Annotated in this window: 22 protein-coding genes; 3 read left to right on the top strand and 19 right to left on the bottom strand. The window is 71.3% G+C overall.

Going from position 1 to position 25,805, the window contains the following annotated elements; all coding sequences use genetic code 11:
* From G3N18_RS11700 to ypfJ, 3 genes are all read right to left on the bottom strand, one after another.
* On the bottom strand, window positions 1–1,305 hold a 1,305-nt coding region (locus tag G3N18_RS11700; RefSeq protein WP_196384463.1), incomplete at its 3' end, for a DEAD/DEAH box helicase.
* Between the two features lie 191 nt (window positions 1,306–1,496).
* Window positions 1,497–2,483 (bottom strand): prolyl aminopeptidase, encoded by a 987-nt coding sequence (pip, locus tag G3N18_RS11695; protein WP_196384462.1) that lies wholly within the window; start codon window positions 2,481–2,483, stop codon window positions 1,497–1,499.
* The gene (gene ypfJ, locus G3N18_RS11690) at window positions 2,480–3,349 is read right to left on the bottom strand and encodes a KPN_02809 family neutral zinc metallopeptidase (protein ID WP_196384461.1); all 870 of its coding nucleotides are present in this window, start codon (window positions 3,347–3,349) and stop codon (window positions 2,480–2,482) included. Before ypfJ ends, pip begins: the two co-directional genes overlap by 4 nt.
* Window positions 3,350–3,438: 89 nt before the next feature.
* Between ypfJ and G3N18_RS11685 the strand changes: the two genes are divergently transcribed.
* The 3 genes from G3N18_RS11685 to G3N18_RS11675 all read left to right on the top strand — a co-directional run bounded on the left by G3N18_RS11685 (window position 3,439) and on the right by G3N18_RS11675 (window position 6,734).
* Complete coding sequence (locus G3N18_RS11685; RefSeq protein ID WP_196384460.1) at window positions 3,439–4,443, top strand: malate dehydrogenase; 1,005 nt, start codon at window positions 3,439–3,441, stop codon at window positions 4,441–4,443.
* Between the two features lie 64 nt (window positions 4,444–4,507).
* Window positions 4,508–6,253, top strand: coding sequence for a cation:proton antiporter (locus G3N18_RS11680; RefSeq protein WP_196384459.1), 1,746 nt, complete (start codon window positions 4,508–4,510; stop codon window positions 6,251–6,253).
* Window positions 6,254–6,305: 52 nt separating this feature from the next.
* Window positions 6,306–6,734, top strand: coding sequence for a recombinase family protein (locus G3N18_RS11675; RefSeq protein WP_196384458.1), 429 nt, complete (start codon window positions 6,306–6,308; stop codon window positions 6,732–6,734).
* Between the two features lie 19 nt (window positions 6,735–6,753).
* On the opposite strand, the gene G3N18_RS11670 is transcribed toward G3N18_RS11675, so the two are convergent.
* From G3N18_RS11670 to G3N18_RS11590, 16 genes are all read right to left on the bottom strand, one after another.
* Complete coding sequence (locus G3N18_RS11670; RefSeq protein WP_338038536.1) at window positions 6,754–7,380, bottom strand: hypothetical protein; 627 nt, start codon at window positions 7,378–7,380, stop codon at window positions 6,754–6,756.
* A gap of 10 nt (window positions 7,381–7,390) precedes the next feature.
* Window positions 7,391–8,575: a hypothetical protein gene (locus G3N18_RS16180; protein WP_230404144.1), complete on the bottom strand. Its 1,185-nt coding sequence runs from the start codon at window positions 8,573–8,575 to the stop codon at window positions 7,391–7,393.
* Complete coding sequence (locus G3N18_RS11655) at window positions 8,572–8,784, bottom strand: hypothetical protein (protein WP_196384455.1); 213 nt, start codon at window positions 8,782–8,784, stop codon at window positions 8,572–8,574. The genes G3N18_RS16180 and G3N18_RS11655 overlap by 4 nt, the downstream gene beginning before the upstream one ends.
* Window positions 8,785–8,850: 66 nt before the next feature.
* On the bottom strand, window positions 8,851–9,147 hold the full coding sequence (locus G3N18_RS11650) for a WXG100 family type VII secretion target (RefSeq protein WP_196384451.1): 297 nt from the start codon (window positions 9,145–9,147) through the stop codon (window positions 8,851–8,853).
* 105 nt (window positions 9,148–9,252) lie between these two features.
* Window positions 9,253–9,894, bottom strand: a complete 642-nt coding sequence (locus tag G3N18_RS11645) for a hypothetical protein (protein WP_196384454.1) — start codon at window positions 9,892–9,894, stop codon at window positions 9,253–9,255.
* Window positions 9,891–10,316, bottom strand: a complete 426-nt coding sequence (locus G3N18_RS11640; protein ID WP_196384453.1) for a hypothetical protein — start codon at window positions 10,314–10,316, stop codon at window positions 9,891–9,893. The genes G3N18_RS11645 and G3N18_RS11640 overlap by 4 nt, the downstream gene beginning before the upstream one ends.
* Window positions 10,317–10,335: 19 nt before the next feature.
* Window positions 10,336–11,961, bottom strand: a complete 1,626-nt coding sequence (locus G3N18_RS11635; RefSeq protein WP_230404143.1) for a hypothetical protein — start codon at window positions 11,959–11,961, stop codon at window positions 10,336–10,338.
* Window positions 11,958–12,287, bottom strand: a complete 330-nt coding sequence (locus G3N18_RS11630; RefSeq protein WP_196384452.1) for a hypothetical protein — start codon at window positions 12,285–12,287, stop codon at window positions 11,958–11,960. The genes G3N18_RS11635 and G3N18_RS11630 overlap by 4 nt, the downstream gene beginning before the upstream one ends.
* A 15-nt stretch (window positions 12,288–12,302) precedes the next feature.
* A complete protein-coding gene (locus G3N18_RS11625; RefSeq protein ID WP_196384451.1) occupies window positions 12,303–12,599 on the bottom strand; it encodes a WXG100 family type VII secretion target in 297 nt (98 codons plus the stop codon).
* A gap of 95 nt (window positions 12,600–12,694) precedes the next feature.
* Window positions 12,695–17,194 carry an FtsK/SpoIIIE domain-containing protein gene (locus tag G3N18_RS11620; protein WP_196384450.1) on the bottom strand — a complete coding sequence of 1,500 codons (4,500 nt, stop codon included), beginning with the start codon at window positions 17,192–17,194 and terminating at the stop codon, window positions 12,695–12,697.
* On the bottom strand, window positions 17,191–17,994 hold the full coding sequence (locus G3N18_RS11615; protein ID WP_196384449.1) for a hypothetical protein: 804 nt from the start codon (window positions 17,992–17,994) through the stop codon (window positions 17,191–17,193). Before G3N18_RS11615 ends, G3N18_RS11620 begins: the two co-directional genes overlap by 4 nt.
* Window positions 17,991–19,799 carry a protein kinase domain-containing protein gene (locus tag G3N18_RS11610; protein WP_196384448.1) on the bottom strand — a complete coding sequence of 603 codons (1,809 nt, stop codon included), beginning with the start codon at window positions 19,797–19,799 and terminating at the stop codon, window positions 17,991–17,993. The genes G3N18_RS11615 and G3N18_RS11610 overlap by 4 nt, the downstream gene beginning before the upstream one ends.
* A complete protein-coding gene (locus G3N18_RS11605; protein ID WP_206693187.1) occupies window positions 19,796–21,271 on the bottom strand; it encodes an FHA domain-containing protein in 1,476 nt (491 codons plus the stop codon). The genes G3N18_RS11610 and G3N18_RS11605 overlap by 4 nt, the downstream gene beginning before the upstream one ends.
* Entirely contained in the window at window positions 21,271–22,098 is an 828-nt protein-coding gene (locus G3N18_RS11600; RefSeq protein ID WP_196384447.1) for a protein phosphatase 2C domain-containing protein, read from the bottom strand. The genes G3N18_RS11605 and G3N18_RS11600 overlap by 1 nt, the downstream gene beginning before the upstream one ends.
* The gene (locus tag G3N18_RS11595) at window positions 22,095–23,384 is read right to left on the bottom strand and encodes an RDD family protein (protein ID WP_338038535.1); all 1,290 of its coding nucleotides are present in this window, start codon (window positions 23,382–23,384) and stop codon (window positions 22,095–22,097) included. The genes G3N18_RS11600 and G3N18_RS11595 overlap by 4 nt, the downstream gene beginning before the upstream one ends.
* Before the next feature lie 20 nt (window positions 23,385–23,404).
* Window positions 23,405–25,771 carry a transglutaminase TgpA family protein gene (locus G3N18_RS11590; protein ID WP_196384464.1) on the bottom strand — a complete coding sequence of 789 codons (2,367 nt, stop codon included), beginning with the start codon at window positions 25,769–25,771 and terminating at the stop codon, window positions 23,405–23,407.
* Window positions 25,772–25,805 lie beyond the last annotated feature (34 nt).

The following is a 25,805-nucleotide window of genomic DNA, read 5'->3' as shown; positions in this document are numbered from 1 at the left end:
GCCGTGCACGGCGCCCTGCGCCTCGCGCGCGGCGCGCTTGCGCTGCGCGTTGGCGCCCTGGCTGCGGCCGCCGCCGTTCGAACCCTGGCCGCGGCTGGACTGCTCGGCCTTGGGCGCGGGTGCGACATACGGCGCCACCTGACCGACGAGCGCGGTGACCTCGGGCGAGGTGGCCGAGACCTTCACCGGGGTGACGGTGATGGCGGCCTTGCGCAGCAGGTCTTTGACGTCTTTCTCCTGGCCGGGCATGACGATCGTGACGACCGAGCCCTCGGCGCCGGCGCGGGCGGTGCGGCCCGAGCGGTGCAGGTACGCCTTGTGCTCCATGGGCGGGTCGACGTGGATGACCAGCTCGACGTCGTCGACGTGCACGCCGCGCGCGGCGACGTCGGTCGCGACGAGCACCTTCGCGGCGCCCGACGCGAAAGCGGCGAGGTTCCGGTCACGCGCGGGCTGCGACAGGTTGCCGTGCAGGTCGACGGCGGGAATGCCCTGCGCCGTCAGCGCCTGCGCGAGCTTCTTGGCGTGGTGCTTCGTGCGCATGAAGAGGATGCGGCGCCCCGTGCCCGACGCGAGGGTGCGGACGAGCTCCTTCTTGGCATCCGCCCCTTCGGTGTAGAACACGTGGTGGGTCATCGCGGCGACCGGCGAGTTCGCCTCGTCGACCGAGTGCAGCACCTCGTTCTGCAGGAAGCGGTTCACGAGCTTGTCGACCCCGTTGTCGAGGGTCGCGCTGAACAGCAGGCGCTGACCGCCCTGCGGGGTCTTGTCGAGAATGCGGGTGACGACCGGGAGGAACCCCAGGTCGGCCATGTGGTCGGCCTCGTCGATGACGGTGATCTCCACGGCATCCAGCTTCACGAAGCCCTGCTTCATGAGGTCTTCGAGGCGGCCGGGGCAGGCGACGACGATGTCGACGCCGTCCTTCAGCGCCGCGACCTGGCGGTTCTGGCTCACGCCGCCGAAGATCGTGGTGGTCTTCAGCCCGTAAGCGGATGCCAGGGGCTCGAGCGTCGCGTTGATCTGCGTCGCGAGCTCGCGAGTGGGGGCCAGGACGAGACCGAGGATGCGACCGGCACGGCGCGAACCGCCCGCGAGCGCGCCGCCGAGGCGCGCGGCCATCGGGATCGAGAAGGCGAGGGTCTTGCCCGAGCCCGTCTTGCCGCGGCCGAGCACGTCGCGGCCGGCGAGGGTGTCGGGCAGGGTGTCGGACTGGATGGGGAACGGCTCGGTCTTGCCGTCCTTCGCGAGGACGTCGAGCAGGGGGGTGGGCACGCCGAGCGTGCGGAAAGTGATGTCAGACATGGGGATATTTCTGGGCACGATGCCCGGATCGGTGGCCTCTGCGGGATATGCGCACAGGGTCGCCGTATGGGGAATGTCAGCCGGCATCCGGTCGGACCGGGCGGCGAGGGAAGCGCTCTACGACGCAAGCGCGCCGGAATCGGCGCGACAAGAACCTTCAGTCTAGCAGTCCCCTCCCGACAGGCCCCGCGTCAGTGGCCGAAGCGGTCGGTGGCGGCACGCAGGGCGCGGGCGATACCGGGCTCGCCGGCCGCGTGACCGGCGTCGGGCACGACGACGAACTCGGCTTCGGGCCACGCGCGGTGCAGGTCCCACGCCGTCATCATGGGCGTGCAGACGTCGTAGCGGCCCTGCACGATGACCGCGGGGATGCCCCGGATCGCGGCGACGTCGTCGATCAGCTGCCCCTCGCGCATCCATCCGCCGTGCATGAAGTAGTGGTTCTCGATGCGGGCGAAAGCGACGGCGGCGTCGGCCTCGGTCATCGAGCCGACGAGCTCGGGATCGGGCAGGAGCGTGAGGGTGGATGCCTCCCACGTCGTCCACGCGAGCGCGGCGGGCCTGTGCACGTCGGGGTCGGGGTCGGTGAGCCGGCGGTGGTACGCCTCGATCAGCCGCGAGCGCTCGAGCACGGGGATCGGGGCGAGGTAGTCCTCCCACAGGTCGGGGAAGATCGCCGACGCGCCGCCCTCGTAGAACCACTCCAGCTCATGCCGGCGCAGCGTGAAGATGCCCCGCAGCACGATCTCGCTCACGGCCGACGGGTTCGACTGCGCGTACGCGAGGGCGAGGGCCGAGCCCCACGACCCGCCGAACACCTGCCACTGCTCGATGGCGAGGTTCTTGCGCAGCAGCTCGATATCGGCGACGAGGTGCCACGTGGTGTTGTAGCGCAGGTCGGCATCGGGTGCGCTCACGTGCGGGGTCGACTTGCCGCATCCGCGCTGATCGAAGAGCACGATGCGGTAGATCTCGGGGTCGAAGAAGCGACGGTGCCACGCGGACGTGCCCGCGCCGGGACCGCCGTGCAGGAACACGACGGGCTTTCCCTCGGGATTGCCCGACTGCTCCCAGTAGACGCGCTGGCCGTCGCCCGCGAGCAGGAACCCGGTCTCGTAGGGCTCGATGGGCGGATAGAGGATGTCGTCGAGGTGCGCGGGTCCCGCCGAGCCGTTCACAGGTCCTTCCCGACCGAGAAGGTGTCGCACGCGCGCCAGGTTCCTTGGAGCCCCTCGGTGAACCAGCGCTTGCGCTGCTCGCTCGATCCGTGCGTCCAGCTCTCGGGATTCACCCGCCCCGACTGGGCCTGGATGTGGTCGTCGCCGACGGCAGCCGCGGCGGCGAGCGCGTCGTCGATCTGCGCGTCGGTCGGCGGCTGCAGGTAAGGGACCCCGTTCTCGTCCTTCTGCTGCGCGGCCCCTGCGACCCACGCCCCGGCGAAGCAGTCGGCCTGCAGCTCGGAGCGCACGCCGTTGCTGTACGGACCGGTGCCGTTCGAGGGGTATCGGTCGAAGATGCCGGTGATCTGCTGGATGTGATGCCCGTACTCGTGCGCGAGCACGTAGAGCTGCGCGAGCGGCCCGGCCTCATCGCCGAACTGTTGCTCGAGGACGTCGAAGAACGTCGGGTCGATGTAGACGGTCTCCTCCGGCGGGCAGTAGAAGGGCCCGGTCGCGTTCGACGCGGTGCCGCAGGAGGTCGGCGTCGACCCGTCGACGATGATCAGCTGCGGCTCACGATAGTCCTGCACCTCGCTCGCCCAGTAGGTATTGATCGACTTCGACCCGCCGGCGAGACGGCAGTCGACGCGCGCGTTGGCGTCTGCCCCGGTCTGGCATTCGGTGATCTCGGTCTCGGGCCCCGCCTGCGTCGAGCCGCCGCCGAGACCGCCGAGCAGGCTCGAGAAATCGGCCCCGGTGAAGATCTGCAGCAGGATCACCGCGATGGCCCCGAGACCGCCGACGCCTCCGGCGATCGCCCCACCTCCGGGGCCCCGGCGCTTGGCGCCGCTGCCGCTCACATCGGCGTTGCTGTTGAACGTCATGGGCACACCGTATCGCGAAGACCCGGCGCACCCCAGATCAGGCGTCGGTTCGCCTCGCCCCGGCCCGTGCGCGGCCGTAGGCTCGAACCATGGATGCCACCACCATCACCGTCACCGGCGCGGGCGGCCAGATCGGCTACGCGCTGCTGTTCCGCATCGCCTCGGGTGCACTCCTCGGAGACGACCACCCGGTGCGGCTGCGGCTGCTCGAGATCCCGCAGGGGCTGAAGTCGGCCGAGGGCGCCGCGCTCGAGCTGCAGGACTGCGCGTTCCCGCTCCTGCAGAGCGTCGAGATCACCGACGACGCCCGCACCGCGTTCGACGGCGCGAACCTCGCGATGCTCGTGGGCGCACGCCCGCGCACCGCCGGCATGGAGCGCTCCGACCTGCTCGCCGCGAACGCCGGCATCTTCGGCCCGCAGGGTGCGGCGCTGAACGAGGTCGCGGCCGACGACGTGCGCGTGGTCGTCGTGGGGAACCCGGCCAACACGAACGCGCTGATCGCCGCGGCGTCCGCCCCCGACATCCCCGGCGATCGCTTTGCCGCACTCACCCGCCTCGATCACGACCGCGCCGTGGCGCAGTTCGCGCAGGCGACGGATGCCCCGGTGTCGGACATTCAGGGCGTGACGATCTGGGGCAACCACTCCGCGACGCAGTTCCCCGACGTCGATCACGCGACGATCGCCGGCCGCGCCGCGCGCGAGGTGCTCGCCGAGCGCCTGGGCGGTGACGACGCGGCCGAAACCTGGCTCGACGACGAGTTCGTGCCCCGTGTCGCGAAGCGCGGCGCCGAGATCATCTCGGTGCGCGGTTCGTCGTCGGCGGCATCCGCTGCGAACGCCGCACTGTCGCACCTGCGCAGCAGCGTGCTCGGAACCGGCGACGGCTGGACGAGCGCCGCCGTGCTCTCGCGCGGCGAATACGGGGTGCCCGAGGGGTTGTACTCGTCGTTCCCGGTCACGAGCGACGGCTCGGGCTACCGCATCGTCGAAGGCCTCGACCTCGACGCGCGCGCCCGCACACGCCTCGACGCCTCGGTCGCCGAGCTCGTCGCCGAGCGTGACGCCGTGCGCGCCCTGGGCCTTCTCTGACGACTCGGTCCTCTCTCACCCGGCGTTTTCTCTGACCCCCGACCCCCTCCCGCGGAGCTGACCGATGGACCTGCTGCTCGTCATCGTGATCGGCGTGATCGCCGTCGCCGTCGTGACGGCACTCGCCGAGCGGCTCGGCGTGGCGGGCCCGCTGCTGCTCGTGGCCCTCGGCCTCGCGATCGGGCTGCTGCCGTTCGTCGAGGTTCCCGAGATCGACCCCGAGCTGATCCTGGTGGGGGTGCTGCCGCCGCTGCTGTATGCGTCGGCGGTGCGGCTGCCGGCGATCGAGTTCCGCCGCGACCTCGCGCCGATCTCGGGGCTCGCGGTCGTGCTCGTGATCATCACGGCGCTCGTGCTGGGTTGGTTCTTCTCGCTCGTGCTGCCGGGGGTCGGGTTCGCGCTGGGGGTGGCGCTCGGCGCGATCATCAGTCCGACGGATGCCGTGGCCACCTCGATCGCGAAGAGGCTCGGCATCTCGCCGCGGGTGACCACGATGCTCGAGGGCGAGAGTCTGCTCAACGACGCGACCGCGCTCGTGCTGCTGCGCACCGCCCTGATCGCGGCGGTCGCGGGGACCTTCTCGTTCGGTTCGGCGGTGGGCGCCTTCGTCTGGGCGGTGTTCATCGCGATCGTGATCGGGGCCCTGGTCGGGTTCCTCACTCTGCGCCTGCGCGCGTGGGTGCGAAGCTCGGCCGCGAGCACGGCGATCGGTTTCACCGTGCCGTTCCTCGCCTACCTTCCCACCGAGCACCTCAACGGCTCGGGCCTGGTCGCCGCGGTGATCGCGGGGATCGTGTCGGGGCAGGGTGCCGCGCGCTGGTTCACGCCCGAACAGCGGCTCTCCGACCAGGTGAACTGGCGCACCGTCGAGTTGGTGCTCGAAGGCGGCATCTTCCTCATCATGGGTCTCGAGCTCGACCAGATCGTCTCGGCCGTGGCGGGGCGTCACGAGGGGCTCGGGCTGGCGACCACGGTGGCGCTGTGCGCCCTCGTGATCGTGTTGGTGGTGCGGGCCGTCTACGTCTCGCTGCTGCTGTGGGCCGGCCGCAAAAGCGCGAGCCGGATGGACCGGTCGCAGTTCGAGCGGATGGACGCGCGCCTCGATCAGATCTCTGAAAACGGATGGCCCGACCGCCCCGCGCCGCGCGGCAGAAGCCGGGTGAAGCCGTCGCCCGAACGCGCCGAACGGCGTCTCATGACCATGCGCGAGCGGGTGGCGCGTGCCCTCGCCGATTTCGACTACTACCAGTCGTCGCCGCTGGGGTGGAAGCACGGCACCGTCATCGTGTGGGCGGGCATGCGCGGCGTCGTCACGCTCGCCGCCGCCCAGACGATCCCGCGCAGCGTCGAAGACCGCCCGGTGCTCATCTACATCGCCTTCGTCGTCGCGCTCGTGAGTCTCATGCTGCAGGGGTTCACGTTGCCGTGGTTGTCTAACCGTCTGAAGCTCGACGCGCCCGGCGAGGGTGCCGACGACGCCGCCGAACAGGAACGCCTCGCCGGCGAGCTGCGCGAGGCCGCGGCATCCGCCCTCACCGCCGCCGACCTGCGGCGGCGCGACGGCAGCCCGTTCGAGCCCGAGCTGATCGAACGGATGGCCCTGCGCTACGCCGCGCCGGCGACGCAGGAGACCACCGCGTTCGAGCAGGACATGCTCGAACTTCGCCTCGCCCTGAACGTGGCGATGCGGGGGCGGCTGACGAAGCTCAGCTCGGGCGGCGCCTTCAGCACGCGCACCCTGCGTCGCACGCTCGCCGAGCTCGATGCCGATCAGTTGAGCCTCGAGCTGCGGCTGAGCGGCAACGAATAGGCGGCACGCACCCCGTCGACCTGTGAGAATGAGAGCCCGACGAAGGAGCGACATGACCGACCAGACGGATGCCACGGGCCGCGCCCCGGCAGACTATGCCGAGTCCATCGCGCTCCCGGCGGTCACGTCGGCCGTACCGGTGATCGTCTCGGGCACCGACTGGTGGGCGGCCCGGCCCGCGGGCTCGCGCCTGGTCGGACTCGTCGTCGCCCGCGACGACCTGCCCTCGGTGATCGCTCAGCGCGATGCGCTGGCCGATTTCGGCGTGCCGATCGAGGGGTTCCGGCACCCGGCGCCCGAGACCGGGGAGAGCTGGTCGGAGCGTCTGACGCGCCTGTTCGGACGCCTCGTCGAGGGTGATGTCGTGGTGGTCGCCGACAAGCACGCCCTCGGCCGCACCCTCGACGAAGAGACCCACGCGATCGGGGAGCTCCGCCGCCGCGGCATCATCGTAAAGGTGCTGAGCCCCTCGCGCGCGTGACGTCGGCGTGGCGCTGCGATCAGCCGCTGACCGGTTCGCTCCACGACGACGCGGCCACGATCGCGTCGAAGAAGCGCAGCATCGCGTGCGGGATGTCACCCAACGGCGTCGTCATGTTCACGAGCGCGACCTGCTTGCGACCCGGCACGGTGTACCAGTAGCGCGCGACGAGGCGATTCTGTGTCACCGTGCTCCCGTCCTCCTCGATGAGCTGCGCGGTGACGGAATGCAGTCGCAGCACGGCAGATCCTGCGGCATCCGTCCGAGTCGCCGTCTCGAGGTCGCGCTCAGCGGTATGCGGAAGGCTCGCGGTGAAGGCTCGCATCACGGCCTCGGGCGCCGTCCCCACGGTGGGAGTGACCTCGACGGGAGTGTGCACGCTGATCGCGACCGGGGTTGGAACACCGGGGGCGATCTCTCGGCACATCAGCAGAAGGTGGGCGGATGCCTCGCGCGCCGCCGCGCTCGCATCGTCGAGTCCGCTCTGCACCCGTCGGCGAAGCGCGGCCGCATCGTCCGCCGGCCCGATGATCTCGCGGGCGATTCGGGCGCTGTGGGCGTGCGCGGTGTCGGCGTCACGGGGGTCGAGAGCGACCCAGCTCCCGGGCAAGCGGAAGCGCAGGCTGGGCGCGGCAGCGGTCGTCACGGCCGGTGGATCACGAAGAGGCGGCGAGAGTGCGCACGTCATCTGCGCTCAGGTCGAGCACTTCTTCGGTGCCCGATCCAACCCCGAGGAGGCCGGCGACGCTGCCCATGATGTAGAGACTGTCGGTGATCGTCGCGGTGAGAGGATCGGAGAAGTCCTCGGGCGAGCCCTCCACTGCGATGAAGGTGAGGGGCTGATCGCTCAGGTCGGCGTCTGAGGCCGCGACAGCGGCAACGGCTCGAACGTCGCTGGCCACGCCCTCGGCCGACGGGTCTGCGACGAACAACCGGATGACGATCTTGTTCACCCAGGGTGCGCCGGGGTGCTGCACCTCGACGATCGCGCCGTTCACTCCGGCGCCCTGCACCACCCTGTCCGAGGCGCGCTCCACGTTCATCCCGCCACACCCCGTCATCGTCACTACCAGAATCGCACCGATCACGACCGCCGCCATGCAACGGCGCACCTCAACCACGGCTGTAAACCATCTCGTACACCTCTTCATGCGTACCGGACACGTCGTCGGCGAAAAAGATCTCATCTCCGCCGCGCACACCCGGGATGACATCGTCCGCCAGTTCACCGTACATGTCGGCATTGTGGATGCGACCGTCGATGGGGGCGTACTCTGCCAGTTCGGACCGGCGACGTCGTCCTCCGGGTCGTAGCCCACGAGTTCGAGGTGGTGCACCGGGTCCCAGATGTTGTTGACCTGCGTGACCCGGATCGACGGGTCCATGTCGGTCGCATGCTTGTCGACTGCCGAACCGGCGGTCACGACAGACTGCACCCGCCCTTCAAGGCGGGGATCGACGGCCTGCGCGCGCAGAAGGTCGCCCTCGCGCGCTGAGATGTCCCGAGGAAGCGAGGCGGAGCGCTGCTCGTAGTACTCCGCCGATGAGATTGCGCTGCGCGCGTCGCTCTGGATGGGCCGCAGGTCGGCAGCATACGTCTGGAGGGCCTGACCGGTCTTCCGGTAGCGGGTGCGGGCCTTGCTCAGCGAGCGGGCGACTTCGGAGGCGGTCTCGGCCAGGGCATCCGTCGACAGGCTGGTTTGGTCGTCGATCAGGCCGCGCAGCGCGGCGGTGGCTTGCTCGATCGCATCCGCGGCGGTCACGAGGTCGGCCGCACGGGTATCGAGCTGATCGGGTTTGCCGAGGAGGAGGTCTTCGTAGTCGGCCGAGATCGCGCTCATCGGGGAGCCCCCTCCGTGTTGTCTTGCGTCTCCGGGGAGGCTTCTTCGGCCTGACGCGCAAGCTCGTCATCGACCTCGCGCATCGTGTCGACGATCGCGTCGAGACCGTCACGCAGGAACTCGAGCTTCTCGATGAGCTTGCCCCGGTTGTAGTCCCAGTTGTCGGCGAAGTCGCGGACTTTCCTTTCGAGGCGGTACTCCCCCGTCAACGGGGCGACGTCGCCGAGGTGACGACGGCCTCACCGCGGGCGTCGTGAGGCCGCCGTCACTACGGATTACTGACCGAGCTGGCTCGCGAGCTGCTCGTCCGTCGACTGGAGGGCCTGAGCTGCCTTCTCGAGGAACGAGGCCATCCCCTCGATGCCCTGAACCGTCTTGGTCGCACCCGTCGTGAACTCGGTGTACGACGCGTCGAACGCACCCGACGCGCGCGTCGTGGTGAAGCCGTCCTGCACAAGCTGGGCAACGAGCTGACGCAGACGCTGCAGGTTCGCCTCGAGCTCGGACTGACCATCACGCAGACGCCCTGCGGCACTCTGCATCTGGTCGTAGGTGACATTCAGATTGGCCATGAGGGGCCCCCTTCATTCAGCCCGGCAGGTCGCCGGGAGGTCTGGTGTTGATTTCGAATCTAGGCAACGACGCCGCCACCGTCGATGGGGAGAACTACCCATGGCTCAGCGTCGCTCGACGCCCGCCTCCGCGGCCGCCCACGACGACGCGGCGACGATCGCGTCGAAGAAGCGCAGCATCGCGTGCGGGATTTCGCCGAGCGGGCTCGTCATGTGGACGAGGGTGACCTGTTTGGCATCCGGCACCGTGTACCAGTACCGGGCGTCGAGGCGGTTCTGCACGATCGACTCGCCGCCCTCCTCGATCTGCTGCGGCGTGATCGCATGCAGACGCAGCACGAGCGCGTCGGCGAGCTCGATGCGCTGTGCCGAGTCGAGATCAGGCTCAGAGGTGTGCGGCAGGCTCAGCTCGAACGCACGCATCACCTGCTCCGCACTCGTCCCGATCGACGGAGTGATCGTGATCGGCGCGTGCACGCTGAGAGAGATCGGCGTCGGCACCCCGGGCGCAACCTCGCGGCACAACAGCAAGACCTCGGCCGCCGCCGCACGCGCTGCGGTTGCCGCATCGCGCAAGCCGTCGCGCATGCGGCGCCGAATCACCGCAGCGTCGTCGGCGACGCCCACCGCATCACGGACGATCTCATCGATGCGCGCGTGGACGAGAGTCTCGTCGTCCGCATTCGGATCTAGGCGGTACCACTGGCCGGGAAGGCGGAATCGCAGGTTCGCCGTCGTCTTCGTCACTGTTCTACAGCGAGTCGTGATACGTCTGAAGCGCTGAGGCTCAGGGTGTCCTCAACACCCTTGCCGCCGACGATCTCACTCACAGAGCCCATCACGTCCGAAGCGGAGAGACGGTAGCTGCCGTCCGCGTACGCCTCTGGCTCGCCGACCACCGCAAAGAGCGTCAACGGCTTGCCCGAGAGATCGCCGTCGGCATCCGCAAAGACCGCGACACGTCGCACATCGTCGGCGACCGACCCGGGAGCGTCGTCGTCGATGAACATCCAGACGACGTACTTGTTGTTCCAGGGGGCATCCGGGTGCTGCACCTCGACGATCGCCCCATTCAGCTGTGCCGCCTCGGCCAGCCGCTGTGCCACATCCTGTTCATTCATTGAACCGCACCCCGTCATCAGTGTGATCACGGCGGCCATGCCGAGCATCGCGGCCGCCTTGCGAAACCTACCCACGCGTGTATCCCATTTCGTAAACCTGCTCGTACGTGCCCTCGACGTCGTCGGCGAAGAACACTTCGTCGCCCGGCCGGACAGCCGGGACCAGATCATCCGCCAGCTCGCCGTACATGTCCGCGTTGTGGATGCGCCAGTCGAACGGCGAGTAGACCTGCCAGTTGGAGCCGCGCTCGTCCTCGCCGTCGTCGTAGCCGACGAGCTCGAGGTGGTGAACGGGGTCAAGGATGTTGTTCACCTGCGTGACCCGCACCGACGGATCGATCTCGCTCGCATGCTTGTCGATCGCCGAACCCGCCGTGACGATCGACTCGACACGGCCGCTGATGCGCGGATCGGTCGAGATCTCTCCCGCCATCATGCCCCCCAGACTCCAGCCGGTCAGCAGGATCGGTGCGTCGTTCTCGAACACATCCGCCCGCTCCAGGGCATCCCAGACGGCTTTCTCATACTGGGTCTCCAGACCCGGGAACAGGGCGAGCATGGCGTCGGCGGAGAGATCGTTGAGCGCGCCGTCCGTGTTGAACGGGCTCCAGTTCTGAGTGCTCGGCAGCTGCACCCTGTAGCCGATGACGGCGCCGTCGGCATCGGTGATGGCGATCACCCGGATGACGGTCATCTCCTCACCGCCGCGACCGTCCTGACGCCCGACCTCCTCGAACAGGTCGCCATAGTCCTCGGACGTGTACTGGTCGTCGGAGTTCGCCGAGTCCGCGTCGGATGGGCGCTTGATCTGCGGGAAGTCCTTCGACTTGTCGATGATCGGGCCCTGGGGCGAGCGGAGACCGTCGCGGATGAGGAAGGTGAGCAGCAGCGCCCCGACCAGGAGCGCGGCGATGACGGCGAGCGCCACCCAGCCGATGGCGGCGACGATCACAGCGAGCACAATCGCCACAAGGACGATCAGAAGAATCACGATCACGATGGCGACCAGCACGGCCAGCACCTGCCCGATGAACTCGAGGATTCCCTTAAGAACGCTCGCTGCCCACTCGCCGATCCAACCCGCAGCCTGTTCCCAGAACTGATTCCAGTTGTCCCAGGCGGAGTCACGACCATCTTCGATCGCCGTCTCGATCGTGGAGATGGCGGTGTCAGCGATCGCCCAGATCTTCTCGCGCGCCGACTGCAGCGCCTGCCGCGCGTCGGCGAGCTCGGACTGGGCGTTCCCCTGCGCCTGACGCAGCCGCCACAGGTCGTCTTCGATCTGATCGATCTGCCACTGGGGTGCTTCGACGGCGTCGGCGCGCAGGAGGTCGCCTTCGCGCCTACGGATCTCGCCTGGCAGCGTGTACGTCTTTCCCTCGTAGTACTCCGCCGACGCCAGCGCCGCCTGGGCATCCTTCTGGATGGGACGCAGCGCGACAGCGAACGACTGCAGCGCCTGGCCGGTCGAGCGGTAGCGGCGACGGGCGCGGCTGAGCGAGCGTGCCACCTGCGACGCGGTCTCCGCGATCACGTCCGTGGACAGGCTCTCCTGCCCGTCGACGAGTGCGCGCAACGACTCGGTGGCGCGCTCGATCGCGTCGGCGGCCGTCACGAGGTCAGCCGCTCCGGATTCCAGCGGGTCAGGGCGCCCGGCGAAGACGTCCTCGAACTCTACGGAAAGGGCGCTCATCCTCCGTCGCCTCCATCGCCTTCGGATGTCTCGGTCTCAGGTGCGGCTTCCTGTGCGGCGCGCTCGAGTTCGGCGTCGACCTCCTCCATGGAGGTCACCACCGCCTCGAGCGCGTCGCGCAGGAACTCCAGCTGCTCCTGCAGCTTGCCGCGGTTGTAGTCCCAGTTGTCTGCGAAGTCGCGGACCTTGCCGCGCAGGCGATCCTCACCGGTGTAGCCGGAGATGTCCTCGCCGACACGGCCGGCCTCTTGGAAGGTCGTCAGGGACGTCGTGACGCGGACTTTCGCGAGCCTCAGATCACTGAGATCGAGCTGGAGGTCAGACATGGGACGACGGGGCCCTTACTGGCCGAGCTGGCTGGCGAGCTGCTCGTCGGTCGACTGGAGGGCCTGAGCTGCCTTCTCGAGGAACGAGGCCATGCCCTCGATGCCCTGAACCGTCTTGGTCGCACCCGTCGTGAACTCGGTGTACGACGCGTCGAACGCACCCGACGCGCGCGTCGTGGTGAAGCCGTCCTGCACGAGCTGCGCGACGAGCTGACGCAGACGCTGCAGGTTCGCCTCGAGCTCGGACTGACCATCACGCAGACGCCCCGCGGCACTCTGCATCTGGTCGTAGGTGACATTCAGATTGGCCATGAGGGGCCCCCTTCATTCAGCCCGGCGGAGATACCGGGAGGTCTGTTGTTGATTTCGAATCTAAACGGCACCACCGCATCGAGCCATGGGGAGAACTACCCATGCGCACTCGGCGCGGCCGAAACGGTCGCGGGGGCGCCGACGAGCGGGAACTGGATGCGCACGGTCTTGCCGCGGTGGGCGAGGATGCCTCGGCCCACCGGCAACTCGCCGCGCACGAGCCGCGGGAACGGCGTCTTGAGCACAACCTCGCCGTCGAGCGTCTCGGGCTGCATCACGACACCGCGGCGCGCAGCCTTGATCTCGCCGAGCAGACCGAAGTTCGTCGACCACTCGCTGAGTTCGCCCAGCACGATGAAGAACACCTCGCCGCGGCCGGCGCGCTTGACGAGCGCCGAGAGGTTCATCTCGACGATCGACGTCGCGAACTCGCCGATCCCCTCGAGCACCACGATCGGCACGGCGCCACCCTCCGCCACCCGATCAGCGGCCTCGTCGGCCGCGCTGAGCACGGCCATCGCGGCCGATCCCGCCTCGGCGGTGCCGGCCCACGCCACGGCATCCATCAGCGGCGACCGCCGGTCGCCGAGGTAGAACGCGAGGGTGTCGGGGCGCGCCCGCAGCGTCTGCTGCGCGATCGCGGCGGCCGCGTTCGAGCGGCCGGCGCCGGGCGTGCCGGCGACGATGAAGGTGCCGACCGGTTCGATGCCGTAGGGCCCGAGGTCGAGGTCGGAGAGCCCGATCGCGACCCCCGCAGCCGTCGTCGCGGGCAGCGCCTCGACGGTGTATTCGGTCGGCAGAGAACGGATGCCGGGGGCGGGCGTCGTGCCCCGGCGCAGCATGGCCTCGGCCATGCGCAGCACCGCCGTCGACTGCTCCTTCGTCGAGGGCGTGCCCCCGATCACGGCGATCTGCGCCTCGTGGTCGTCGATGATCGCGCGGCCCGGCGCGGCGTCGGCGCCGAGGATGTCGCGCGGCATGCCGAGCAGGGCATATCCGTCTTCGTCGGCCATGCGCAGCACGATGCGGCGCTGGATCATGGCCTGCAGCGACGTAGGCACGCTCTGTCCGCGGTCGGCCGTGAGGGCGACATGGATGCCGAGGCCACGACCGTCGGTGAGCACCTGCTGCAGGGTTCGGTATGTGTCGGCGCGCCCCGGCACACCCTCGAACGCGTTCCGGAAGGCGGGGAACCCGTCGACGAGCAGCAGGATGCGCGGCTCGTCGGGCTTGCCGGCGAGGGCGCGGTATTCGGTCAGGGTCGACGCGCCCGCGGCGGCGTACGCGTCGCCGCGTCGGTCGAGCTCTGCGCGCAGCACGCCGAACAGGCGCTCGATGCGCTCGGTGTCGTCGCCCGAGATCACCGCACCCACGTGCGGCAGGGGCTCGAGCATCCGCAGCCCGCCGGTCGCGGCGTCGAGGCCGTAGACGTGCACGGGGCCGCCGCGCGGAGTGATACCGGCCGAGACGGCGAGGGTGCGGAGCGCCACCGACTTGCCCGAGCCGCCGGTGCCGAAGATCGCGAGGTGACCCTCGCTGTCGGGCTCGAAGAAGAACGGCACCTGGTCTTGCCGCTCGGGCACGTCGACGACGCCGAGAACGAGGCGCGCGTCGGAGCGCTGCGAGAGCTTGGTCTGATCGAACGTCGTGGCCAGCTCGTCGAGCCACGGCCGCCGCGGAGGCGCGATGCGGGCGAGCTCTGCCGCATCGCCGAAGCGCGCGACGAGCAGCTGCTGATCGTTGGGGCCGAGGTCTTCGGTCTCGTCAGAGGCCTCGCCGGTCTGCGGCTTCTCCCACGCGGGGGCGTCGCCGAGGCGGAACGGACGGATCTCGACCGCGGCCTCGGGCTCGGCGCGCAGGCTCCAGCCACCCGAATACGCCGACTGGAAGAGGGTCATGCGCCCTGGGCCCGTCTTGGCGATGCCGCGCCCCGGGATGCCGGGGTCGAACAGCGCCGCCTCTTTCGACCCGATGACGTCGTCGGAGTCGGTCTCATCGGCCATGCGCAGGGCGACCCGCAGGTTCGTGTTGGCGCGCAGGTTGTCTTTGATGACGCCGGCGGGGCGCTGCGTGGCCATGATGAGGTGGATGCCGAGGGACCGGCCGCGCTGGGCGATGTCGACGACCCCGTCGACGAACTCGGGCACCTCTTTGGCGAGCGCGGCGAACTCGTCGATGACGAGCACGAGCGCGGGCGGGGCATCCGGGTCGGCAGCCTTCTCGAGCTCGAGCAGGTCCTTCGCCTTCTTGCGGTTGAACAGGTGCTCGCGGTGGTGCAGCTCGGCGCGCAGGCTCGTGAGCGCGCGGCGCACGAGGTGCGGGCTGAGGTCGGTCACAAGGCCCACGCAGTGCGGCAGGCTGACGCAGTCGGCGAAGGCCGATCCGCCCTTGTAGTCGACGAAGAGGAACGTCACGCGTTCCGGGCTGTATTCGGCGGCCATGCCGAGCACCCACGCCTGCAGGAACTCGCTCTTGCCCGAGCCGGTGGTGCCGCCGACGAGGGCGTGCGGGCCCTGCTGGCGGAGGTCGAGGTGCAGGGCGCCCTGCGCGCCCTGACCGACGAGCGCGCGCAGCTTGGGCTGGTAGCCGGTGCCCGAGCGCGTCGAGCGGATCGACGCGTTCTGCGTCCAGCGGTCGATGACGGCGTCGGCGCTCGTGGCCATCTCGGTGCCGAGCAGCTGCAGCAGGGGGATGGTGCGGGGCACGTCGCCGGCGTCTTCGGCGACATCGCCGATGTCGGTGATGCGCGCGAGAGCCCGGGCGAACACGCCGAACCGCGCCACGTCGAGAGCTTCGACGCGCAGGGGCGCGATGACCGTGCCGAGCCGCACGAAGTGGGCGCTCGAGTCGCCCTCGGCGGGCAGCTCGACCCAGGTGCGGCACGCGGCGGGCAGATCGGCGGTGCGCGACACGGCCCACACCGGCACGATGCCGCTGCCGGCCGCGCGCTCGCTGAGCTGGATCAACCGACCACGGTCGACGGGGGCGTCGGGGGTGATGATCACGACGTATGCCGGCAGGGGCATCTCTTCGTTGCGCCCCTTCGACTCCCCCACCTCGGCCCCCGCCGCGGTCGCCGCGTCGGTGGCCTTCAGAGCGCGCAACCGCCGCAGCTGCTTCACGCGGGTGTCGACGAGCTCTTCGAGCTGAGCGAGCAGACGCGACGCGGTGGCCGCGTTGTCGGCGATCGGCGCCGTGCCGAGCGCGTCTTCGGCTGCCCACGTGTGGGGCAGCCATTTGAGGTCGGCGAGCGCCGCACGCGTGGCGGGGCCGACGAAAGCCACGATGTGCACGTCGGAGGGGGCGTGCAGGCCGGCGGCCTGGGCGAGCAGCGCACGGGCGGTGTCGCCGACGCGCGCGGTCGATCCCGCGATGCCGATCGCGCCGGCCTCGGCGAGCGACTCGAGAATCGGCACGTCGGCGACATCGCGGAACTGTTCGACCGTCTCGTCGAGCCGGTCGACGTACGACGGGATCGCCGCGTCGCGCTTGGTCGACTCGGCCACGGTGTTGCGGCTCGGGGCGGTGCCGTCGCCGAGTCGCACGTGCAGGAACGACCAGTGCTCGGGGCGGCGGGTCCACACCAGCGGGCCCGCCGTGAGTGCGTCGGCGCAGATCGGGTCGAGTTCGGGCACCTCGGCGCGGCGCACGGTGCGCTCGGTCTCGCGCTCGGTCTCGAGGCGCGTGCGCAGCCGGTCGAGCTGCTGCTCGAAGCGGTCTTTGTCGCGCTGCAGCTGCGCCTTGCCCTGCAGGCGGGTGGTCAGCCACGTGCCGAGCATGAGCAACGGTGATGCCGCGACGAAGACGAGCGCCATGGGGTTGCGCATCACCGCGAACAGCACCGCGCCCATGATGACGGGCGCGATCATCGCGAGCCACGGGAACATCTGCGGCGCGGGCGGCGCGGGCAGGTCGGTGCCCGGCAGCTCCTCGCCGAGGTACCGGGCTTCGACGCGGGGCGAACGCACGAACGGCACCTGACGCCAGGTCGAGGGGGCGGCCTCGGCATCCGTCGCCGCGACGATGCGCACGCGGGTGTCGCCGAGCACGGCGTCGATCTCGCCGTCTGACGCGGTGAGGTAGGTGACCGGCGCGCCGCCGACCAGAATGCCGTTGGCGGAGTTCAGGTCGACGAGCTCGACCCGGCCCTGACCGATCTCGAGCCGTGCGTGCCGCTTCGAGACGAGCGGGTCGTCGAGCACGACGTCGCACGCCGAGTCGCGGCCGATCACGATGACGCTGCGTTCGAGCGGCACTGTAGTCCCGGCTCCGGGGCCCGACACGATCGTGAGTTCGCCGACGCGCTGGCGCGACTGGTAACCGGCCGGCACGACCCGCACGGCCGAACCTGCGGCCAGTTGCACGTGGGCGATGCTGGCCGCCGCGTCGAGCACTTCTCCCGGGCCCTGCGCGATCGTGCCGAACGCCTCGAGGGTGAGCTCACCGGCCGCCTCGCCCGCGCCGCGCGGATCGACCGTCGCGAGCGTGTGCGCGAGGTCGCCGACCGTGGCGTCGCCGTCGGCGGTGATCACGATGTCTTCGGCGTCGGTGCCCGCGCCGGCAGCGGGGCGGACGAGCGTCGTACGCAGCTTCATTCGTGGTCCTTTCCGGCGGCGGGCCCCGCCGCGACTCCGTCGGCGTCGCCGCGCAGGGCCGGGTCGTCGAGCAGGGGCAGATCGTCGCGGGTGATCAGGCGCGACGCGACCGCATATTCGACGAGGCGCACGCGGCGGTTGGTGGCCGACGCGGCCACCCCGCCGCGCAGCCCCGGCACGCCCTGTCGGTCGAGCTTGTCGCACACGTTGTCGAGCTTGCGGTTGAAGCGGGTGAGGCTCCAGCCGAGCCGCTGCGCCGCGGCCGCCGAGGTCGGCAGTTCGCTCATGCCGGTGCCGTCGCGCCGCAGCACGGGCTCGGCGAGCGCCACGATGAGCACCTTCTGGCTGGGGGTCATCGGCACGGCGCCGATCGTGGACTCGCCGTCGATGAGCGCGTCGGGCCGCGTCTCGCGGAACGCGGGCTGCGCCGTGTGCACGGACAGCTCGTAGGTCGTGGGGCCGGCGCTGAAGACCACCGTCGTCACGCCGAACACGATCGGCAGCCGCGCGCCGGGTGCGAGCTGCGCCTGCACGCGGCCCTCGGCGTCGGTCACCGTCGCCGCCATGCGCGCCCCGATGTTGACGAGCCACCAGAGGCCCCCGGCCTCTTCGATCTGCAAGAAATGGCGGTGCAGGAACCGGTTGTCGTCGAGGGCGAGGTCGCCTTCGCGACCGATGGTGAACCGCGTGCCGGTGGGGATGGTGACGTACTCTCCGGCATACTCGACCGTGACGTCGCCCGGCGCAGCGCCGTCGGTGCCCGCACCGAGCGGCGGGACCGTGTCTTCGACGTCGGTCATGGCGTGCACTCCCGCTTCTCGGGGCCCGTCGTGCCGTCGGCGCGCAGGATCGTCACCGCGATGCACGTCGTGCCGCTCGGGTCGACGGGAACGCTCACGGTCGGCTCGGCCACGCGCGCGGCCTGGCCGTCGCCGGAGAGCGTGTACGGGTACCAGAGATAGCCGTCGCCGTCTTCGGGCTCGGGGTTCGTCCACGTGAACACTGCCGCGCCACCCTGCACGCTGCCGGCCAGGTCGGTCACCGGCGGCACGACGCCCGCGATCGGGTCTTGCGGGCGAACGGATGCCGAGGGCGACGCCTCGGGTTCGGTCGAGCCGCCACCGAGCAGGGTCGCTGCCGCGGCGATGCCGCCCACCACGATGACGGCGGCACCGACCGAGGCGAGCGTGATCCGGAGGCCGCGGCGAGAGGGCGGCGCGGATGCCTCAGACTTCGGGGCCACGGTATCGACGCGCTCTTGCTCTGTGACACGCGACGAGCCGAGTGTGCCGGCGCCGCCGGTCGTCGTATCGAGCACTTCCTGCTCGCCGGCGAGGGGCGTTGCGGGCTGGCCTGCGGCCTCGCCGCGGGTGCCGGTGCCGGTGCCCCGGAGCACGGTGGTCGAGGCGTCGTCGAGGTCGCTCGGGGCGGAGAATCCGGGCGCGGGGGCCGTCGTCCCGTGGGCGGCCGTCGCGCCGGGCGCCCCGGGTGCGATCGAGACGGGTCCGCGCAGCAGTGTGCGGTCGTCGGAGTCGGCCGGGGCCGCCTGTCCCCCGGTGCCGGTCGTTCCCGCCGTGCCCGCGGTTCCCGTCGGTCCGGTCGTGGCATCCACACCGACGCGGTCGCGGCGGCGGGTGGGCCCTGCGGCGGGGTTCGTCTGCGGTTCGATGCTGACGATGCCGCGCACCCGCGTGAGCTCGCCGTCGGTGTCGCCGTCGTCTTCTTCGGCTGGCGCGTCGTCGAGGATGTCGATCGGGGTCACCGAGTGGGCGAGCTCGATCTGCACGCGCTGCAGGGCCCGCGCGAACGCGACCGCCGACTCGTACCGGTCGCCGGGGCGCTTGGCCATGGCGCGTTCGAGCGCGAGCTGGAGCGACACCGGGGCATCCGCCCGTTCGAGGCGCGGCACGGGTTGCGACTCGATGCGCTGGATGAGGTCGGCGCCGCCGTTGCGGCCCCCCGGCTGCTCGAACGGCGAGCGCCCGGCGAGCAGCGTGAAGACGGTGGCCCCGAGGGCGTAGACGTCGGTGGCGACACCCGAACCGGGCTGATCGCTGAACGACTCGGGCGGTGACCAGGGGATCGACATACCCGCGGACGACTCCTCGGCCTCGGCCGTGGTCGCGATGCCGAAGTCGGTCAGCGCGGGCCGGTTGTATTCCGTGACGAGAATGTTGGCCGGTTTGATGTCGCGGTGCAGGATGCCGGCGCGATGCGCGGTCTCGACCGCGGCGCCCACCTGCACGCCCACCCGGAGTGCCTCGGCGATCGAGAACGCGGAGGCCCGCGAGCGGATCTGCAGGTTGGGCTTCGGGCAGTACTCCATCACGAGGTAGGGCCGGCCGTCGTCGGAGACGCCGGCCTGGTAGATCGTGACGATCGCGGGGTGGGTCGACAGCATGGCCATGACGTTGGCCTCGGCGGTGAACTGCTCGACAGCGTCGCCGGCCATGCGGTCGGCGAGCATGACCTTGACCGCGACGCGGCGGCGCGGCAGGTGCTGTTCGTAGAGATAGACATCGGCGAAACCGCCCGAGCCGAGCACGTCGACATACGTGAAGCCGGCGAGCGCCGGGGGCGGCGCCGGTGGCCGCTTGCTGCTCACGAGAGCCCCTCGAAGGTCACGGTGACGCCGTCGCCGAGGTCGAGCACGTCGCCCGTGACGACCATCGTCGGCTCGTTCGGGTGCAGGCGCACCGGATCGCCGCCGACGCGCAGCAACACGGTGCCGTTCGTCGTGTCGAGGTCGGTCACGAGCACGTGCTCGCCCTCGGCACGGATCTCGACGTGGCTGCGCGAGATGTCTTGCTCGGGGCTGTCGACCGCAACGAGCGTCGGCAGCTCAGACCCCGACGTGCGGGTCGACTTGGGTCGGCGGCCGATCACGACGGGACGCTCGAGCTCGACCACGCGGCCCGTCGACAGGACGATGCGGCCCCGGGCCGGTCGGCGCGGCGGCACGTTGTCAGTGGACTCGTAGTGCTCGTGCGCGGCGGATTCGGGCACGACAGGCGCGGGGTGGCCGGACTCGGCAGCGCGGAGCGCCCGCGCCTCGGCGACCGAGATGGTGGCGCCGTCGTGGTCGCCCAGGTCGGCGGATGCCACCGGTGCGGCAGGTTGCGGGGTCGGTGGTGTCACGGCGGGGGCGATGGATGCCGAGGCATCCGGGTGCCCGTCGACACTGATCGTCGAGGCCGGGGCTGTCGCCGGCGCCGCCTCGCCGTCGTCATCGATGGCCGTGATGACCGCCGCAGCGGTGATCGGCCGAGCCACGGTCTCGCCCCACAGCAGGTCGTACTCGTCGACCGCGGCCGGGGGTGCGTCGGCGGCGTCGGTCTTCTCAGGCAGCCACGTGTCGGCCGAGGTCTCGACTGGCGCGCGCGGCGCGTCGAGGGGGGCGGCAGGAGCTTCGAGAGTCTCTGCGGAGGGCGGCACCGAGGCATCCACCACCGCACCGCCCGCCGTCACAACCGCGGAGATCTGCACATCAGCGGATGCCACGTCGGCGCGCCGGTCCGCAGAACCGCCGATCTCCGCAGCAGCGCCACCGGCCGAAACGCCACCGGCTACAGCGCCACCCGCCACAACGCCACCCGCGACGCGCACGACCACGAGGTCGGCCGGAGCCACGCCCGACCGCAGGGGCACAGCGGCCTCTTCGGCGGCGACGCCCGTCGGGGTCACCGTCACGCGCGTCGCACCCGCGACGAAGCGCTCGGCCCAGGTCGCGACGTTCTCGCCGGAGATCGAGACCGCACCCGCACCCGCACCCGCGGCATCCACGATCACGTCGAGCGCGCCGCGCACGGCGATGCGCACGCCACCCGCCTCGACCACGACGAGCGCGAACGGCGGGATGGCGGTCAGCGAGGTGCCGAACGCGCCGGTCAGGGCGTCGAGCACGGCGCCGATCCCGCCGTCGCCGAGACGGCGCCACACCGCATCGGCCGTCTGCGCGGTGACGCTCGGCGCGAGCACGGCGAGCGCCGCGTCTTCGACGGCGATCCACCAGCCCGTGTCGCCGGATGCCGGGCGGTACTGCACCTGCGCGCGGCTCTGCTGCCTCTCGGTCACCATCAGCTTTCTCCCCTCGACCCGCCGCGGGGTCGCGTGTCGCCGTCGGCCTCGGATCGCCGGGCGCCGGCGGGCGCCGTGTCGAACAGGTCGTCGGTGCCGCTGACGGACACCGCGTCGACCACGATCGCGGTCACGTTGTCGCGCCCGCCGTGCAGCAGCGCCTCGTGGATGAGCCTCGTCGCCGCCTGCTGCGGGTCGGGCTCGCTCTCGAGGATGTCGCGCAACCGCACGGCGTCGAGCTCGCCCGAGAGCCCGTCGGAGCACACGAGCATGCGGTCGCCCGGCTCGGCGGGCACCATCCAATAGTCGGCCTGCCCGTCGCTGCCGGCGCCGATCGCGCGCGTGATCTCGTTGCGACGGCTGTCGGTGCCGGCGTCGGCCCCCGTGAGCACACCGGCATCGATGAGCTCTTGCACGACCGAGTGGTCGACGCTGATCTGCTCGAGCAAGCCGTTCGCGAACCGGTAGGTGCGCGAGTCGCCGACGTTCACGGTCAGCCAGTATCCGACGCCGCCGACCTCGGCGACGACGACGCCGGTGAGCGTCGTGCCCGCCGCCCGGCCGTCGCTCGCGATCGCCTCGACGCGGGCGCGGGCCCGCCGCAGGGCCGCGCGCATCTCGTCGATGCCGAGGCTCTGGGCACCCACGAGCCGCGCGAACTCGGCCACCACGGCCGCACTCGCGCGATCGCCCGCGTCGTGCCCGCCCATGCCGTCGGCGACGAGGAACAGCGGGGCGTCGGCGAGGAACGCGTCTTCGTTGACGCGCCGGCGCAGGCCCGTGTCGCTCGCGGCGCCCACGCGCACGACGATCGGCGCCTCGCTCACAAGGCCACCTCGATCGTCAGCCGGCGGTCGCCGAACTCGAGCACGTCGCCCATCCGCACGCGCGTGCGCTCACCGGGAACGACCGCCTCGCTCTGCGCGCCGCGACGGATGACCACACCGTTGGTCGAGTGCCGGTCGATGACCCACAGCGACCTATCGTCGCCCGGCACGAGCTCGAAGTGGGTCTTCGACAGCGAGAGGGTCTCGTCGCGCACCGGCGAGACCATCGCCCCCGTCTCGGGAGCGGGGTTGCGGCCGAACAGCGTGCGTCCGTAGAGCGCCTGGCGCGCGCCGTCGTCCCAGACGAGTCTCGCGACCGGGCGTTCGCCGGTCGAGAGCCGGGTCTGTTCGAGCGGGTCGTCGATCACGCCGGTCGCGCCCGGCACGGCGAAGGATGCCGAGGTCGCGGTCGCGCCGCCGGCGACGGGCACAGCGGCGGGCGCGGCAGCGGGCAAGGCGGCGGGAGCCGGGTCGACGGCCGGCGCCGGCGGAGCGTCGACGACGGGCGGACCCGGTGCGCGCTCGGGAGCCGGGGCGTCGTAGCGCTCCGGGTCGGTGATGCCGGGCACGAACGAGATCACTCCGCCCGCGGTCGCCGCGGGGCGGTGCTCCGCGGCAGAGCCGCCGGGCGTCCAGCCGACCAGGTCGGTGTCTTCGCCGCGCGGCAGGATCGGCGCCGCCGGCAGCACGGTGGGCACGGATGCCGAGGCCACCCGCCCCTGCGCTGCGGAGGGGTGCGAGGCATCCGTCGCCGCTTCGCCGAGCGACTCGGCGGCCGCACTCGCACCGGCGGACGCACCCGTCAAGCCGGGCAGGGCGACGACCGGGCCGCGGCCGGAGATGTCGGTCATGACGGTGCGGCTCGCCCGGTCGTGCCAGCCGCGGTGCCACACCGAACCGTCGAAGAGCGGCGAGAACAGCCCGACGACGATCACTCCGCCGAGCCACCACACGATGTTGCGCACGAGCGCGGTGACGAAGCCGAGCCGAGAGCCATCGCCCGCGCGCACCAGCCGCAGCCCGAGGGCGCGCATGCCGACCGACCCCGCCCCGCCCTGCATGAGTGTGTAGACGACGAACCAGGCGGCGAGCGCGACGAAAGCACCGGCGCTGGCCGCCCACAGCGGGAACGCCCCCTCGGTGGCGAGGGAGACCCCCGCGAGGATCCCGGCGACCGCGGACTGCAGGAGCAGGGCGATGGCGCCGTCGATGACGTACGCGCCGACGCGGCGGCCGAGCTGCGCGGGGCGGTGCTCCCCGGCGGCGACGCCGGCGGGGGTGCTCACGTCACGGGCATCCGTTGCGCTCATCGGTCTGCTCCGTTCTGCGGCGAGCCGCCCTTGCCTCCACGCATCCAGGCCGGAACCCACGCAGGTAGCGCCGCACCGACCGCACGGCGCACGTCGCGGAGCGACCCGCTGCGGCGCAGCGAGCGCAGGCTCAGCCGCGCACGAATGCGCTGCCACCGCGTCGTGGTGCCCTTCATCCCCCCGACGATATCGTCCACCTCGCGCCAGAACGCCTCGACCTCTTCGGGCGCGGGGTCGCCCGGGCCGTACACCTCGCGATCGGCGCGCGTCGCGAGCGCCGCCACCCGGGGTTCGTCGAACGCACTGCCGACGACCGCGGCGCTCTCGGCGCGGGTCGCGCCCACCGCGACCGGGGCACGCAGGTCGACGGCCGAGTCGACGAGCTCGTCCCACCCGCCCGAAATGCGGTCGGCGGTGCGCGCGGCACCGCGACGGCGGGCACGGCGGGTGCCCTTGATGACGCCCATCACGATGAACGGGGCGGCGAGCAGCGCGAGAATGCCGAGCGCGGTGCCGCCGTAGAGCAGCACCGGGCCGAGCCAGTCGATGCCGGCGTCGTGCTCGTCGTCTTGCTCGCGGTCTTCGGCGATCGCCGGGGGCAGGTCGGCGGGCTCCTGCGCGGGCGGTGGCGGCTGCAGCACCTGCGGTTTCGGGTTGGCGCGCGGCTTGGTCGTCTGGTCGTTCGGCTGGTTGTCTTCATCGGGCGTCGGATCGAACGGCACCCACCCGTAGCCCTCGAACGCGATCTCGACCCACGCGTGCAGGTTGTCGCCCGTCGCGGTGAACACCGATCCCTCTTGCGGGTTCTTGTCGTCGGCGTGCCACCCCATCACGACGCGCGCAGGCATGCCGAGCTGCGTCGCCATGAGCGCCATCGCGACGGCGTACTGCTCGTCGTCGCCGATCATCTGATCGCCGCCGAACAGCGACGTGATGCGGTTCGCGCCGTGCCCCGACAGCGACAGCGCGTCTCCCTCGAGCCCGTGGCTGAAGAACCCCTCGGTGTGCAGCCAGCTCTCCAGCGCCCGCGCGCGCTCGATGGGGGTCTCGGCGTCGGCCGTGGCGGCGGATGCCAGGTCGGCGATCTTCTCGGGAATGCCGGTCTGCTTGGGCATCTTCACCGGAGCGAACGGCACGTCGGCGAGCGCCGCGTCGCTCGGCACCGTGGCGACGACGGTCTGCAGCGTGTAGGCGTCGCCCGGTTCGAGACCGGCCGCGACGACGGCGGTGCCGGTCGCGTCGTTGAAGTGCGCCGTGCGGGCGAGCTCACCCGCGCGCGCACCGTCGAAGGTGAAGTCGCGGGGTGCGCCCACGTCGGGCAGCCACACGCCCGGCAGGTCGCCGATCTCGAACCGCACCGTCGTGGGCGTTCCCGTCGCCGCGGGCGACATGTTCGAGCGCACGGGCGTGAACGCGCTCGACGAGCCTGCCCCGTCGTCGGCCACGTTGTAGACGACGCCGTCGTAGGCATCCATCGTCGCGAGGCGCACCCGGCCGTCTTCGGGAAGCCCCGTGACGGTGAACAGGGTCGTGTCGGCGTCGTCGCGGATGAACCCGCGGTAGCCCTGCAGCGGGCTCGGGTAACGGTTGATGTCGAAGGGCGGGATGACGAAGTCGCGCAGGATGTAGCGCGGCACCGGCGGCGAGGCGACCGCCGCCGTCGCGATCCCCGCGCCCGCGGCGACGGCGAGCACGACGCCCGCCGCGACGAGCCGACGGGTGCGCGAGCTGCGCACCGACGCGGCATCGGACGTGCCCGCCGATTCGACGCGCACCGCGGCGCGGTCGCCGTCCCACGACTGGCGGAGCGACAGCCACAGGGCGGCGACGACCGCGAGGGCGATGCCCTCGACGAGCGGCGCGGCCGGCTGCGGTGTGCCGAGCAGGATGCTCGCGACGAGCACGGCGAGAGCGGGCAGCAGCGCCCACGCGGGGTGGCGCGCGCGCAGGGCGAGCGAGCCGGTGAGCACTCCCCCGACCAGAGTAAGGATGAACGGCACGATCAAGTGCCCGTCGGCGGCGGCGACGGGGGGCACGGTCGTGAGCAACTGCTTCCACGACGTGACGACGCCGAGTCCGAGCTGACGCAGCGTGTCGAGTGTCGGCACGACGCCCAGAACGGCGGTGTGCGGCAACGCGAGCGCGCCGCCGAACACGGCGTAGGCGAGCACCGTCGCGCCCGCGAGGGGCAGCACGCCCCAGCCCCACCGCGCACCGGCCCACGCCAGCGCGAGGCCGAGGGCGAGACCGCCGACGGCGGCGACGAGGTATTGCGGGCCGTCGAAGGTCGGCGCGAACCCGATCACCGTGACGGCGATCAGCAGCGCCGCAGCGGCGCGGGCGAGCGCGACGACCCGGGGCAGGCGCGCGGCCCCGTCGGGGCGCGACGCGCGCGCG

It is taken from the genome of Microbacterium paulum, assembly GCF_015707995.1.
Lineage (GTDB): Bacteria > Actinomycetota > Actinomycetes > Actinomycetales > Microbacteriaceae > Microbacterium > Microbacterium paulum.
The sequence above is the reverse complement of the archived record's forward strand: the minus strand, read 5'-3'. Positions and strand labels throughout refer to the sequence as shown.